Origin of the sequence: Rhodococcus sp. MH15 (assembly GCF_019266045.1) — a bacterium.
Taxonomy (GTDB): domain Bacteria; phylum Actinomycetota; class Actinomycetes; order Mycobacteriales; family Mycobacteriaceae; genus Rhodococcus_F; species Rhodococcus_F qingshengii.
Genome location: NZ_LPNP01000080.1, coordinates 857,360 through 870,364, shown reverse-complemented (window position 1 = coordinate 870,364; position 13,005 = coordinate 857,360). Strand labels below are relative to the sequence as shown.

The window sequence follows — 13,005 nt, the reverse complement described above, 5'->3', positions numbered from 1 at the left end:
CACGTGTCGGAATCCGTGAAGCAGGCCAGCAGCCGCAGCATTCGAGATCGCGCCGAAGCATCCTTGGTGGCAGCCGCATTCGCACTGCCCAGCGCGGTGAAACGTCGAATCACCGGACCACCCGTCGTCATCGAGGGCAACACGCTCGACGCCGACGCACACCTTCTGCTCACGCTCGCGAAGACGCGGCCACTCCCCTCGCATTCAACCGATCCCCAGTCGCTCGCCGCTGCTCGCGCCAATCTCACCCGAACCGCGATCATGATGGGCGGCAGGCCCACGCCCGTCCACACCGAGGAGATCTCCGTTTCGGGTGCCGACGGCCTGCTTCGCGCCCGGCTCTACGTCCCGACAGCCGACACCGGCGCTCTGCTCGTCTACTTCCACGGCGGCGGGTGGGTACAGGGCAGCATCGAATCCCACGATGCCCCGTGCCGCCTGTTGGCCGAAACCTCCGGCGCACGGGTCATCTCGGTCGACTACCGGCTCTCACCCGAATTCGCTTTCCCCACACCGGTACACGATGCCTACGCCGCCTACCTCGATATCGTCGACCGCGCCGACGAGTTCTGCGCAGACCCGACGCGCATCGCTGTCGGGGGCGACAGCGCGGGCGGGCATCTTTCCGCAACGGTCGCGCTGCGTGCCCGCGACGACGGCAAGACCCCACCGGCGGCGCAGCTGTTGATCTACCCCGCGACCGACTTTCACGAGAAGGCCCCCTCGCGAACGACGTTCGGTGAAGGTTTCTTCCTGACCGAGGCCAACATGAACTTCTACGAGTCCAGCTTCCTCGGCAGCAATGCCGATCGACTCGATCCGATGGTGTCGCCGCTACGCGCCCCCGACGCGACCGGACTGCCGCCGGCCATCGTGATCACGGCGGGATTCGATCCACTCCGGGACGAAGGCGAAGCCTACGCAGCTCGATTGCGCGACAACGGTGTTCACGTGACCGATCGACGCTATCGCGGGTTCATCCACGGCTTCGTCAACGTTCTGGGACCGAGCGTGGGTTCGCGCACCGCCGTCGCCGAGATCGGCGGAATGCTCCGCGTTCTACTCACCCACCCAGCAAAATCTCCCGCAACGTATCCACCAGCGGATCAACCGGCAGCTCAGGGCTGATCGCACGCTGTAGCCCCAAACCGATTCCGACGCTGAGTATGCGCAGTGCCGCGGCGTTCGGGTCCAGTGTCGGCGTCACGCCGTTGGACTCGGCAAGATGTTGCACCACTCCGGCAATCAATCCGCGCACCTGATCGGCACCCGTCGCGATCTTTTCGCGGATCTCTTCGCTGTGCCGCGATCGCACCGAGAACTCGACTTCGAGCAGCGTCCATCTCTTGTCCCCGATGGTTCGCTCGGCCCATCGCGCGAACTCGGCCACCGCGTCGTCGAGCGTCGAATTGGCTCCGAGCTGTGAGGTGATCTCGCCGACCTTGGTCAACCTGATTCGGCCGAGCACCTCGGCGCACAACTCGTCCTTGTTCTTGAAGTTCGAGTACACCGCACCTTTGGAATAACCGGCATCCTCGGCGATCTGATCGAGCGACGCGGCGGCGTACCCGCGATCGAGGAAATGTTCGACGGCCGTCGCCAACAAGGTCTCGCGGGTCATCGCCTGCGCTTCCTGCCTGGTCAATCGCGCCATCGGAACCTCCTCGCGGTTCTGAGTATCGAGATTCCAACGGTAGCCGAATACCGGAAGCGCACCGCAGGCGCACTCCCGAAACCCCAATTTGGGGTACCCACGTTATTCAGATACTGATAGTCTCCGAAATATGACTTCAGAAGTGACCGGCACCACCGCGCCCGGGTCCGGACGACACAGCGCGCCTAGACGGGGATTGGCAATCGGATGCGGCGGCACCCTCGGCTTCGCCTGGACCGTTGCTGCCCTCGCCTCGGTTCGGGACGCCCTCGACTGGGATCCCCGCGAAGCCACCGCCATCATCGGCACGTCCGCCGGAGCCGAGTTCGTGACAATGCTCGGCAGCGGAGTCGGCGTCGACGAGTTGGTAGCCATGCAACTCGGAGAGCCCGCCGCACGTCCCGAACTCCTCGCCCACACAGCATCGGCGCCCGGAAGAATCCCGCCACTTCCGAGTTTGGGGATCGGCAATCCACGACTGGTGACACGTCGAGATCTTCCCGTTCTGAGCCGGATGAGCGGTATCGCACCGCGTGGTGGCGGCGACCCGTCCTGGCTCACCACGCTCGCCGAATCTCTTGCCCCTGGCGATTCGTGGCTCCCACATCCGTGCGCGTACATGGTATCCATGGACTACAGAACCGGGCGACGGGTCGCGTTCGGGGCACAGGGGGCTCCGAAAGCGACAGTCGGTGAAGCGCTTCGAGCGTCTTGGGCGATTCCCGGCTGGTTCCCACCTGTCACCATCGACGGCGTCAGGTACATCGACGGCGGCGCGGCGTCCACGGCATCGGTAGACCTCCTGCTCCCCCTCGAACTCGACGAGCTGGTTGTACTGGCGCCCATGGCATCTCGAACACTGAAGCCGGCGCACGGCGCCGCCCGTATCGAACGCGGCGCCCTGCGGAACTCCATGTCCAAGGGCCTCGACCGGGAAATCGAACTGGTGCGCGCTGCGGGAACCAGGGTCTTGCGCATAGACGCCACCGACGACGATCTCGCCGTCATGGGCGCCAACTTCATGGACGGCCGACGGCGGCTCGCCACCTTCGAATCATCCCTACGTACAACACGTGCGAGCGTGAAACGCGAACTCGATGCGCGCCCGTTCCACTCCACCCCGTCCCACCAGTGAAAGCGCAGACTCAGTGAACAACAGAACTGACCACTTCGAGGTCGTGATCATCGGTGGCGGGATCTCCGGGATCGGTGCAGCAATTCACCTGCAGCGCCTCGGGATCGACAATTTTGTCCTGCTCGAGAAAGCGGACTCCCTCGGCGGCACCTGGCGCGCCAACACCTATCCCGGTTGTGCCTGCGACGTCCCGTCCGGCCTGTACTCGTATTCCTTTGCCGCCAATCCGGATTGGACCCGACTGTTCGCGGAGCAGCCGGAGATCCGCGAGTACATCGAGGACACGGCCGTCCGCCACGGGGTCGACAAGCACGTTCGCTTCGGGGTAGAAATGCTCTCCGCACAGTGGGACGCATCGCAATCACTCTGGAAGATCACAACTTCCAGCGGTGAACTCACTGCTCGTTTCGTGATAGCCGCCGCCGGCCCGTGGAACGAACCCTTGACGCCGGCGATCCCCGGGCTGGAAACGTTCGAGGGCGAGGTGTTTCATTCCTCGCAGTGGAATCACGACTACGACTTGACCGGAAAGCGCGTCGCCGTCGTAGGTACCGGCGCTTCCGCAGTCCAATTCGTGCCGCGCATCGTCTCCGACGTGTCCGCCCTTCACCTTTACCAACGCACAGCTCAATGGGTCCTTCCCAAACCCGATCACTACGTACCGCGGATCGAAAGGTCCGTCATGCGATTCGTACCGGGAGCGCACAAGGCTCTACGCAGCATCGAATACGGAATCATGGAAGCGCTTGGATTGGGGTTCCGCAATCCGTGGATCCTGCGTATCGTGCAGAAACTCGGGTCGGCCCAATTGCGCTTGCAGGTGCGCGATCCGAAGCTACGCAAGGCGCTGACTCCCGACTACACCCTCGGTTGCAAGCGACTACTCATGTCGAACTCGTACTACCCGGCCCTCGGCAGACCCAACGTGACCGTCCATGCCAACGCAGTCGAAGAGATCCACGGCAACACCGTGATCGGAGCCGACGGAGTGGAATCGGAAGTGGACGCCATCATCTTCGGAACCGGCTTCCACATCCTCGACATGCCCATCGCATCAAAGGTATTCGACGGAGAAGGTCGATCACTCGACGATCATTGGCAGGGAAGCCCGCGGGCGTACTTCGGTTCCGCCGTCAGCGGATTCCCCAACGCGTTCATTCTGCTGGGCCCGAGCCTCGGCACCGGACACACGTCGGCCTTCATGATTCTGGAAGCCCAACTGAACTATGTGGCACAGGCGATCGGCCACGCTCGTCGGCACGGCTGGAAAACCATCGACGTGCGCCCGGAAGTACAGGCAGCCTTCAACTCTCAAGTTCAGGAGGCATTGGGTACCACGGTCTACAACGCCGGTGGTTGCGAAAGCTATTTCTTCGACGTCAACGGCCGCAACAGCTTCAACTGGCCGTGGTCGTCAGGAGCCATGCGTCGACGGCTACGGGCCTTCGATCCATACGCCTACAACCACACGCTGTCCGACAACCCTGCGTCAGACGACACCCCCGCTGAGCCCACCACCACCCCCGAACCGGAGTACACCACATGAGCCTTTTCGGCACCACCTACCCGCCGATCGATCTCGACGGAGCAGTCGTCGTCATCTCCGGAGGTGGCCGCGGAATCGGCCGGGCCACAGCGGAGTTGTTCGCAGCTCGCGGCGCACTCGTCTGCGTCGGCGACCTCGACGAGGAGACGGCCGTCGACACCGCCGCATCCATCGGCGCACGGGCCCGCGGGTACGCTCTGGACGTCACCTCACGCGAATCCTGGGATGTGTTCGTCTCCACAGTGATCGGCGAATTCGGTCACATCGACATTCTGGTCAACAATGCGGGCGTGATGCCGCTCGGCAGCTTCCTCGACGAGTCCGACGCCACCAGTCGAGTAACCCTCGACGTCAATGTCTGGGGCCCGATTCACGGGATGCGCACCGTGCTGCCCGGCATGGTGGATCGGCGACGCGGTCATGTCGTCAACATCGCATCCATGGCAGGCAAGCTACCGGTGCCAGGAATGGCCGTGTACAACGCAAGCAAGTTCGGTGCGGTGGGCCTTTCCGCCTCTGCTCGTGTCGAATTCGCAGATTCCGGCGTCAGCGTCAGCGCCATCCTGCCCAGCGCGGTGCGCACCGGGCTCTCCTCCGGTGTGCCACTCGGAAAGGGCATGCCGACGGTTGAACCCGAGGTCGTGGCCGAAGCTGTCGTCGACACGGTCGCGCACCGGCGAGCCGAAACTACTGTTCCGCGTTACCTTGCGGGCTGGGACCTCATCGACGCTGTAGTACCCGAATGGATGATCAACATCGGACGCCGGGTGATCGACGATCGCCGCGCGCTGACATCGGTAGATCCGAACGGGCGTGCGGATTACGAAAAGCGAGTGGCACGTCAGGCCGAAAACGAGGAGCACGATCGGAGATGAAGCGGGTAGTTTCGTGGCCATGTACATCCGCCGCGAAACTTCTTCCGACCGTGACGCAATCTATTCACTGCTCGGGGCGGCGTTTGCCGACCAAGCGCCGCCCGGCGAGTCTCCCTACGAGATCGAACTGACACGTCAGCTCTTCGCCTCGAACGACTACTTACCGAAGTTGTCCCTTGTCGCCGTCGCCGGTGATGAGATCGTTGGTTTCGTGATCGGAACACGCGGATGGGTCGGTCCCGTTGAGGCGGTTGGCCTCGGCCCGTTGGCAGTCACACCGGACAACCAACGCAGCGGCGTCGGTTCGGCGCTGATGCACGCGGTGATCGGTGCGTCCGACGCTCTGGACGTGCCACTGCTCGCCCTCCTGGGCAGCACCGAGTACTACCCGCAGTTCGGGTTCGTCACCAGCACGGACGCCGGGATCGAGTCTCCGGAAGCCGAGTGGGGCGAGCACTTTCAGATCAGGACCCTCACCACGCACCGCCCCGATCAGACGGGGAAGTTTTCATACGCAGCGCCGTTCGGGGTCGCTTGACCCTCAGCGCGATGTAAGAGTTCTTTGACATCCAGCGCACGTAGACCTACGCTCAGGCATGTCAAAGAACTCTTACACCTGGGAGGCTTCATGAGCACCACGGCACGGTGGAGCCTGATCATCGGTATCGGCGTCGCAGCAACGCTAGCCTTCAGCTTTTTTGCAACATTGACCGCCGATGATCGGAAGACGTTGGCCTTCATCGTCTTCGCAATCGTCATGGCACCGGCTTGTATCGGGTCGGCGTGGGCCCTTTTTCCATCGGAGAACGACAAGGCCCCCGCCTACCCCGAGGACACCGTCGAAACAGAATGGAGTCGCAAGGCCGGCTTCGGCGCGTTCACCGACTTGATCACTGCCATGGGGATCGCGCTGATCGCGCACAATGTCTTCGGCGCTCCCGAACTGCCGCTCGTAATGTTTACAGCCCTCGGTCTGGCCGACTTCGGAATCCGGTACTGGGCAGTGTCGAGGGACCGCACCCCACATTCGAGATCTGACGAGATCTGATGCGCAACAACCTTCAAGAACTTCGTACGGCAGCCGGATTGTCACAGCAAGCGTGCGCCGACGCGCTCGGCATCACACGCCAGACCGTCATCTCGATCGAGAAGGGACACTTCGACCCGCGTCTGTCACTGGCGTTCCGAATCGCCGAATACTTCGACAAACGCGTAGACGACATTTTCTCCAGCTGACGCCGTCTCGAACTGACGGAAGATCAGTCGAGCTGCGGTTTCAGTCGAGCTGCGGTTTCAGTCGAACAGAGTTGGCGATCCGTTTTCGTCCTTCCCGTCTTCGACGGCCGTTGCCTTCTTGCCCGAGCCCTTGCGGACGACGGTCAACGTCGTCGTTCGACGCGACAACCTGTGCCCGTCACTGTGTTCGAGCAGCGCCATCCCCTGGCGAACTTCGACTACCGTCCACGGACCCGCATGGCCGGCTGCCTGCACGAGGTCACCGGACTCCACCTCAGTTGCCATGACCACTCCTTGTTCGTCGTGTCCTGCACGTTCTCCTTCCCATTATCGACGCGGCCACCTGGTAGTCGACGCGCAGGGTACCTACGCTGCAGCTGCAACCTTGACCGCATGGCCGACTTCGGCTCGGAATGCCGCGTATTCGGGTGAGCCTCGGAGATCGTCGGGATCGACGCCGGTTCGTGGCAGATCGATTTTCAGGTCGAGCGCGACCTTGCCCGGTCGGCTTGTCAGAACTACGACGCGGGAGCCGAGAAAGGCCGCCTCGTCGGCACTGTGAGTGACGAAGACACTTGTTCGCCCCGATTCGGCACTGACACTGCGCAGGTCCTCCTGCAGACGCTCGCGAGTGAGGGCGTCCAGCGCGGCAAAGGGTTCGTCCAACAGGAGCAACGACGTTTCGGCCGCCAAGGCACGAGCAATTGCCACCCGCTGCTGCTGCCCCCCGGAGATTTCCCAGATACGCCGGTCCGCAGTGCCGACCAGACCGACGCGGTCGAGAAGCTCGTCACGCCTTTGCCCGCGTTCGCTCTTCGCAACGCCGGCGTATTTGAGTGCCAGATCGATGTTGCCGCCCACCGATTTCCACGGAAAGAGCCGTGGCTGCTGAAACACCACTCCCGCACTCGACCCGGGAATCGGGTCGGATCCGGAGACCTGAACCGTTCCACTGGAAGGACTTTCGAAACCCGCGATCAGCCGCAGCAATGTGCTCTTGCCGCAACCCGACGCTCCGACGAGAACCAGAAACTCACCAGGTGTGACGTCGATCGATACGGGCCCGAGTGCCGTGACGGACTCTCGACCGTGGCCGTACCTGTGTGAGACGGTGTCGATTCGGATCGCGCCCGGGCGGTCGGGGGCGAATCCACCCGAGGCCTGCTGCGCGGTCACGCTACTGGTCAAGGACATCGGGAAGCCCCTTCACATAGAGAGCACTCTGAAAGACCGTCAGGTCAGGCACACTGTCGATCTGCTTCTGCTCGGCCAGGAATTGCGCTGCACTCTGCAGGTTCACTGCCAGATTCCCGGGAGCGCCCTCGGTGCCCAACCATTCCGGCGAGGAGATCTGCTCCGGAGTGAGGAACACACCCTGTTTCAACTGCGCTGCCGCGTCTTCCTTCGAGGCGCCTAATTGTGCGGCAACAGCTTCCGCTGCCGCGTTCGGATCAGTGGCGATCGTCGTGAGCGCGCGGGCCTGAACCTGGCGCCAGGTGTCGACGATCTCGGGGTGATTCTTGGCAAACGCAGTCGACACCACACCAAGATCGAGTGTCGGCTTTCCTGCTGTCGCGAGCTCACGGCTGGCGATCAACTGTGTTCCGTCCTTACGGAGTTCGTCGAGCGTGGGCAGCCAGGTGTAGACGGCATCGATGTCACCGCGCTGCCAGGCTGCGAGGGATGCTTGCGGCTGGAGATCCACCAATTGGACGTCGTCGGCACTGAGTCCGGCCTGGTTCAGCGCTGCCAGCAGACTGTAGTGCGCGGTCGAGGCGAATGCCGTGGCCACTTTCTTGCCGCGCAGATCTGCGACGGTCTTGATTCCGGTTGCGTTGCGCGCCACCAGGGCTTCGTTGTCGCCGGCCACGTCCAGAACAAACGCGACCTGATACGGAATGTTCAGCGGTGCCGAGAGTCCACGAGCAACCGGACTCGAACCGATTGCGCCGAAATCGATTTCACCGGCGATGAAGGCGGTGTTGATGTCGGCTCCCGAATCGAACTTCGTCCACTTCACGTTGTACTCGGGCAGTGCGTCTTCGAGCCAGCGATTGTTCTTGACTATCAAGTCGCCGCTCGGGAACGACTGGTAAGCGATACGGATCGTTTCCTTGGACGAATCCTGGCCCGAATGATCCACCGAGCACGCACCGAGAACAAGGGCAAGGACGCCGATCAGCACCGTGAACGCCGTCCGGGCAGCCCTTCCTTCATTGCGCGTCGAATTACTGCTGCGCTTCAGATTGCTGCTGGCGTGTTTCTGATTGTCAGTCATACTTTTCCCCTCCAGGGAACGGCGCGGCGCTCTGCAGCCCGCAGCAGTCCGTCGATGATCAGGCCGGAGAATCCGATGGCAAAGATCCCCACCAGCACGACCGGCGTGTTGTTGTAATTGCTTGCATCCTTGACCATTCCGCCGATTCCGGGGATGCCGTTGAACAGTTCGGCCGCGACCACCGACGAGTACGCCATACCTACCGACAGCCGAATGCCCGTGAAAGTTTCCGGTAAGGCCGACGGGACGACGACGTCCCGGATCACTTGCGCCCGTGAGGCTCCCAGGGCCCTGGCCGCTTCGACCAGTCCGACCGGCGCCGCGACCACAGCAGCTGTGGTGGCCACCGCTGCCGGCGGAAGAGCAGCGAGCGCCAGCAATGTAATCTTCGGCGCCTCGTCGATTCCCAGCCAGATCACCAGCAGGAAGAAATACGCCAGGGGCGGCAGTGCGCGCAGGAACGTCAACCACGGTTCGAGCAGGCTCCGCAGCCATGTCACCGATCCCATGGCCAAACCGAGGATCACGCCCAATCCGACGCCGATGATCACACCGACCAGCACCCGTCGCAGCGTCATGTAGAGGTGCTCCCAGAGCAGGTAGCCCTGGTAGCCGCGCACTCCGTCGTGCGTGGTCATCGTGTTGACGAAGGCATGCCAGACCGTGCTCGGGAACGGCACGAAGGTCTCACTCCAGGTGCCGCTCGCGGCAGCGACCTGCCACAGGGCCAAGAATGCGATCACGGAAAGCACCGGCAGTCCGACAGTGGTCGCACTCGAAGTCCACGGCCGACGCGGCTCACGGTTCGGTTCCGTGACTGATGTTGGTTCTATTGCTTCGACAGGAGTCGACATCGCTGTTCTTCCTCGACGTACGGAAAATTCCGGCACACATGCAGCAACGGGCGCATATGCAGGGGCGAAGGCGCACAGAGCGGCGCCATTCTCACTCAGGAGAGTCGGAAGGAATCAACAGCAACAGCAGTTGGCACCAAGACGGCACAGGTCGACGGCGATGCGTCGTGTCAGTGGCGTCGAGGGCATGGGGGTAATTACTACCTGTGTCTGCAATTACCCGCAAATGCGGGGGAAATAGGCGTCAGTCGGCCAAGCGAACCGACAGCGAATACATGAGCGGGATCTCGGGTCGTCCGGCCGGGACTCCCCAACGCTTGCCGCCGAGTTCAGCCATCTCCTCGAATCCTTGCCAACCGTTGGCGTACGGGTACTCGTCGAAAGACTCGAGCGTCAATCCGGCGCGCCGCAAAGTTCCTAGCACCTCGGAAATGGACCAGTTGAATTCACATGAGGGGAAAGGATTTTCGAAGTTCTCGACTCCTTTTCCCTCAGCGCCTGGCAAGACGAGATCGGCCGAATCTGCCACGTAGTCGCCCACGCCACGGGGTTCGGTCACGGGAGTCCCGCCTCCGTACGGGTATGTCAGCGACCACCTCTCGTCGAAACACATGGCAAACGGATGAAACTCCACCAGAACGAATCGACCGTTCGGCGCGAGAACACCGGCAATCCCCTCGGCCCACTGGTCGAGATCGGGTAACCAGATCACCGTTCCGTACGAAGAAAAGACTCGGTCGAACTTTCTCTGGCCAGCGGCAGCAGCGCGGAGCCACGCAGATACATCGGCACGCTCGAAATCGGCGGCAATTCCGGATTCCGCGGACAAGGTTCGGGCGAAGTCGATCGCGGAATCCGCGATGTCGACGCCGGTCACCGCGGCACCGAGAGCGGCCAAACTCAACGAATCCTGACCGGAATTGCACTGCAGATGAAGAATCGAGGAGCCGTCGATCTCGCCGAGCAGCGCCAGTTCTTCCGGATACAAGGTCGACCCGCCGTTGCGAAAGAACTGTCCCTGGTCTCCTTTGTGACTGTTGTGAGCGACGGTCGCCGCATTCCACGACAACCGATTCATCTCCGCTGCATCCATCACTACTGCATCCACCTCTACTGCATCCACTTCTCGACCCACAACAAGTCCGCCCGAGTTCACCACGTCCCCGGTCACGTCGGCAATCGATTTACTGGGCTGGAAACCTATCCGAACGAAGATGCAACAGGTTACAGTTTTTCGACGGACCATCGAAGGAGAACCAGTGCGCTACGGACTCAGCCTGTTCACCAGTGATCGCGGCATCCGCCCTGCCGATGCAGCAAAGGCTGCGGAGGCGAATGGATTCGACGCCTTTTACGTTCCGGAGCACACTCACATCCCCGTCTCGAGGGATTCCGATCACCCCGGAACCCAGTCGGCCGAATTGCCCGACGACCGTTACATGCGCACACTCGACCCCTGGGTTGCCCTCGGCACCGCCGCGTCGGTCACGAGCACCATCCGATTGGGCACCTCGGTGGCACTCCCCCTCGAGCACGATCCGATCACTCTCGCGAAAACCATCGCATCGCTGGACCATCTTTCCGACGGACGCGTGGTTTTCGGAGTCGGATTCGGCTGGAATGCAGAGGAACTCGCCGACCACGGCGTACCGCCCAACAAACGCCGGACCGCACTCCGGGAGTATCTCGAAGCCATGGGTGAACTGTGGTCGAAGGAAGAAGCTTCGTACGACGGCCAATTCGTGAAGTACGGGCCTAGTTGGGCCTGGCCCAAGCCCGTTCAGAAGCCCCGTCCTCCCATCTTGTTGGGCGGCGGCGGCAACGAGAAGACTTTCAAGTGGATCGCAAATTCTGCCGACGGGTGGATCACTACACCCATCGAGCAGGAGATCGACGGAAACGTGGAACTGCTCCGAAAGATCTGGGCCGAAGCAGGTAGAGTCGGCGAGCCTGAAATAACCGTCCTGGCAGGCAAACCCGATTCGGAGAAGCTCGCCCACTGGGAAGACATCGGTGTCACCGAAGCAATGTTCGGCACTCCGGACAAGAGCCCCGAAGAGGTTGTCGGATACATGGAACGCCTGGCAGCCAAGCTCGGACGGTGAGGTCCGCCACAGCATCTTGACCTCAACTGCACTCGAGGTTTTAACGTCGGTATTGCACAAGACAGTGCAACGGCAGCAAAACCCGAGACAGAAGAGGGGCGAGGAGTGACCACAAAACTGGTTGGCACCCAATCTGTTTCGGACGACTCTGTTGATGCGGAGCCGTCCATCCGAAACTCCTTCGTCGAGGCGTTCCGGAACCATCCCGCCGGCGTCTCGATCATCACCGCAACGGGCGATGACGGCCCGGCCGGCATCACGTCATCGTCGGTGATCTCGATCAGCGCCGATCCTGCAGTTCTGGCGTTTTCACTGCAGTCGTTGCGAGGCTCTGCGAGCGTCATCGCTTCCGCCCGCAGTTTTGTTGTTCACCTGGCAAATTCGGCGAACGAACGACTGGCTTCCACGTTCGCAACCCGCGGCGCTGTGCGCTTCGGAGACGATATGCCCTGGTCGTTTCTCTCGACGGGTGAACCGTTCCTACATGGGACAGGCCACGCCCTGCGTGCGGTTCCCTTGAATGCCACTACATGTGGCGCCGCAGTGATCGTCACTGCACGCGTCGTCGACGTCATCGATCCGCAGCACATGTCAGCGCCGCTCGTCTATCACAATCGAACCTATCGGAATCTCTCGACTCACAACATTTCCTCAAAGGAAGGCATGTCACATGACTGAATACGTTCTCCCCGAACTGGATTACGACTACGCCGCTCTCGAACCGCACATCTCCGGCGAGATCATGGAACTGCACCACAGCAAGCACCACGCCACGTACGTGGCGGGCGCCAACAGCGCAATCGAGCAGTTGGCTGCTGCGCGCGAAGACGGCACGATCACCGCGAAGGCGCCGCTGCTCAGCAAGAACCTCGCCTTCCACCTCGGCGGCCACACCAATCACTCCATCTTCTGGAAGAACCTCTCCCCCAACGGCGGTGAGCGGCCAGAGGGCGAGTTGGCAGCCGCAATCGACGAGCACTTCGGCACCTTCGACGCATTCGTCAACCACTTCTCCGCTGTAGCAACCACTTTGCAGGGGTCCGGCTGGGCGGTACTGGCCTACGACACGGTCGGGCAGCGCCTGGTCATCGAGCAGCTCACCGACCAGCAAGGCAACATCAGCATCGGTATCGTTCCGTTGCTCATGCTCGACATGTGGGAGCACGCTTTCTACCTGCAGTACAAGAACGTCAAGGCCGACTACGTGAAGGCCTACTGGAACGTCATCAACTGGGAAGACGTTGCACAGCGTTACGCAACGGCCACGGCGGCGACGGGCTTGATCGTCCCCGCCTGATCGTCCCCACCTGATCACTGCCGCT

General features: G+C 62.0%; 16 protein-coding genes. 10 read left to right on the top strand and 6 right to left on the bottom strand.

Translation table 11 applies throughout. The annotated features are described in order from the left end of the window. The first annotated feature begins 3 nt into the window (after positions 1–3). Positions 4–1,128, top strand: coding sequence for an alpha/beta hydrolase (locus ATN37_RS27050; RefSeq protein ID WP_308125238.1), 1,125 nt, complete (start codon positions 4–6; stop codon positions 1,126–1,128). Here the strand turns inward: ATN37_RS27050 and ATN37_RS27045 are convergent. Then, positions 1,064–1,654 (bottom strand): TetR/AcrR family transcriptional regulator, encoded by a 591-nt coding sequence (locus tag ATN37_RS27045; protein ID WP_007733795.1) that lies wholly within the window; start codon positions 1,652–1,654, stop codon positions 1,064–1,066. The two genes, ATN37_RS27050 and ATN37_RS27045, sit on opposite strands and share 65 nt — an antisense overlap. A 130-nt stretch (positions 1,655–1,784) precedes the next feature. On the opposite strand from ATN37_RS27045, the gene ATN37_RS27040 reads away from it, so the two are divergent. From ATN37_RS27040 to ATN37_RS27015, 6 genes are all read left to right on the top strand, one after another. Beyond that, on the top strand, positions 1,785–2,789 hold the full coding sequence (locus tag ATN37_RS27040; protein WP_218695844.1) for a patatin-like phospholipase family protein: 1,005 nt from the start codon (positions 1,785–1,787) through the stop codon (positions 2,787–2,789). A 13-nt stretch (positions 2,790–2,802) separates the two neighbouring features. Next, a complete protein-coding gene (locus ATN37_RS27035; RefSeq protein WP_054187715.1) occupies positions 2,803–4,335 on the top strand; it encodes an NAD(P)/FAD-dependent oxidoreductase in 1,533 nt (510 codons plus the stop codon). Beyond that, positions 4,332–5,210, top strand: coding sequence for an SDR family oxidoreductase (locus ATN37_RS27030; protein WP_065455251.1), 879 nt, complete (start codon positions 4,332–4,334; stop codon positions 5,208–5,210). The genes ATN37_RS27035 and ATN37_RS27030 overlap by 4 nt, the downstream gene beginning before the upstream one ends. Before the next feature lie 19 nt (positions 5,211–5,229). Further along, positions 5,230–5,748 (top strand): GNAT family N-acetyltransferase, encoded by a 519-nt coding sequence (locus ATN37_RS27025; RefSeq protein WP_003940356.1) that lies wholly within the window; start codon positions 5,230–5,232, stop codon positions 5,746–5,748. A gap of 90 nt (positions 5,749–5,838) precedes the next feature. After that, positions 5,839–6,258, top strand: a complete 420-nt coding sequence (locus ATN37_RS27020; protein ID WP_218695843.1) for a hypothetical protein — start codon at positions 5,839–5,841, stop codon at positions 6,256–6,258. Then, positions 6,258–6,446 (top strand): helix-turn-helix transcriptional regulator, encoded by a 189-nt coding sequence (locus ATN37_RS27015; protein ID WP_003940277.1) that lies wholly within the window; start codon positions 6,258–6,260, stop codon positions 6,444–6,446. Before ATN37_RS27020 ends, ATN37_RS27015 begins: the two co-directional genes overlap by 1 nt. 57 nt (positions 6,447–6,503) lie before the next feature. Here the strand turns inward: ATN37_RS27015 and ATN37_RS27010 are convergent, their stop codons facing one another. The 5 genes from ATN37_RS27010 to ATN37_RS26990 form a co-directional block, all read right to left on the bottom strand. Continuing rightward, the gene (locus ATN37_RS27010) at positions 6,504–6,731 is read right to left on the bottom strand and encodes a hypothetical protein (protein WP_030535223.1); all 228 of its coding nucleotides are present in this window, start codon (positions 6,729–6,731) and stop codon (positions 6,504–6,506) included. An 81-nt stretch (positions 6,732–6,812) separates the two neighbouring features. Then, on the bottom strand, positions 6,813–7,640 hold the full coding sequence (locus tag ATN37_RS27005; protein ID WP_007733784.1) for an ABC transporter ATP-binding protein: 828 nt from the start codon (positions 7,638–7,640) through the stop codon (positions 6,813–6,815). Next, positions 7,624–8,724, bottom strand: a complete 1,101-nt coding sequence (locus ATN37_RS27000) for an aliphatic sulfonate ABC transporter substrate-binding protein (protein WP_218695841.1) — start codon at positions 8,722–8,724, stop codon at positions 7,624–7,626. The genes ATN37_RS27005 and ATN37_RS27000 overlap by 17 nt, the downstream gene beginning before the upstream one ends. Continuing rightward, a complete protein-coding gene (locus tag ATN37_RS26995) occupies positions 8,721–9,578 on the bottom strand; it encodes an ABC transporter permease (RefSeq protein WP_003939782.1) in 858 nt (285 codons plus the stop codon). Before ATN37_RS26995 ends, ATN37_RS27000 begins: the two co-directional genes overlap by 4 nt. A 244-nt stretch (positions 9,579–9,822) precedes the next feature. After that, positions 9,823–10,749, bottom strand: a complete 927-nt coding sequence (locus tag ATN37_RS26990; RefSeq protein WP_218695840.1) for a bifunctional 2-polyprenyl-6-hydroxyphenol methylase/3-demethylubiquinol 3-O-methyltransferase UbiG — start codon at positions 10,747–10,749, stop codon at positions 9,823–9,825. An 88-nt stretch (positions 10,750–10,837) separates the two neighbouring features. On the opposite strand from ATN37_RS26990, the gene ATN37_RS26985 reads away from it, so the two are divergent. The 3 genes from ATN37_RS26985 to ATN37_RS26975 all read left to right on the top strand — a co-directional run bounded on the left by ATN37_RS26985 (position 10,838) and on the right by ATN37_RS26975 (position 12,980). Then, positions 10,838–11,683: an LLM class F420-dependent oxidoreductase gene (locus tag ATN37_RS26985; protein ID WP_003940048.1), complete on the top strand. Its 846-nt coding sequence runs from the start codon at positions 10,838–10,840 to the stop codon at positions 11,681–11,683. A 105-nt stretch (positions 11,684–11,788) separates the two neighbouring features. Then, positions 11,789–12,361: a flavin reductase family protein gene (locus tag ATN37_RS26980; RefSeq protein WP_042451450.1), complete on the top strand. Its 573-nt coding sequence runs from the start codon at positions 11,789–11,791 to the stop codon at positions 12,359–12,361. After that, positions 12,354–12,980: a superoxide dismutase gene (locus ATN37_RS26975; RefSeq protein WP_030535220.1), complete on the top strand. Its 627-nt coding sequence runs from the start codon at positions 12,354–12,356 to the stop codon at positions 12,978–12,980. The genes ATN37_RS26980 and ATN37_RS26975 overlap by 8 nt, the downstream gene beginning before the upstream one ends. The last annotated feature ends 25 nt before the right edge of the window (positions 12,981–13,005 follow it).

Excerpts from the sequence above, each read along its gene's own strand:
- ATN37_RS27045 (WP_007733795.1), bottom strand. The coding sequence starts at position 1,654 with ATGGCGCGATTGACCAGGCAGGAAGCGCAGGCGATGACCCGCGAGACC.
- ATN37_RS27040 (WP_218695844.1), top strand. The coding sequence starts at position 1,785 with ATGACTTCAGAAGTGACCGGCACCACCGCGCCCGGGTCCGGACGACAC.
- ATN37_RS27030 (WP_065455251.1), top strand. The coding sequence starts at position 4,332 with ATGAGCCTTTTCGGCACCACCTACCCGCCGATCGATCTCGACGGAGCA.
- ATN37_RS27025 (WP_003940356.1), top strand. The coding sequence starts at position 5,230 with ATGTACATCCGCCGCGAAACTTCTTCCGACCGTGACGCAATCTATTCA.
- ATN37_RS27020 (WP_218695843.1), top strand. The coding sequence starts at position 5,839 with ATGAGCACCACGGCACGGTGGAGCCTGATCATCGGTATCGGCGTCGCA.
- ATN37_RS27015 (WP_003940277.1), top strand. The coding sequence starts at position 6,258 with ATGCGCAACAACCTTCAAGAACTTCGTACGGCAGCCGGATTGTCACAG.
- ATN37_RS27010 (WP_030535223.1), bottom strand. The coding sequence starts at position 6,731 with ATGGCAACTGAGGTGGAGTCCGGTGACCTCGTGCAGGCAGCCGGCCAT.
- ATN37_RS27005 (WP_007733784.1), bottom strand. The coding sequence starts at position 7,640 with ATGTCCTTGACCAGTAGCGTGACCGCGCAGCAGGCCTCGGGTGGATTC.
- ATN37_RS27000 (WP_218695841.1), bottom strand. The coding sequence starts at position 8,724 with ATGACTGACAATCAGAAACACGCCAGCAGCAATCTGAAGCGCAGCAGT.
- ATN37_RS26995 (WP_003939782.1), bottom strand. The coding sequence starts at position 9,578 with ATGTCGACTCCTGTCGAAGCAATAGAACCAACATCAGTCACGGAACCG.
- ATN37_RS26975 (WP_030535220.1), top strand. The coding sequence starts at position 12,354 with ATGACTGAATACGTTCTCCCCGAACTGGATTACGACTACGCCGCTCTC.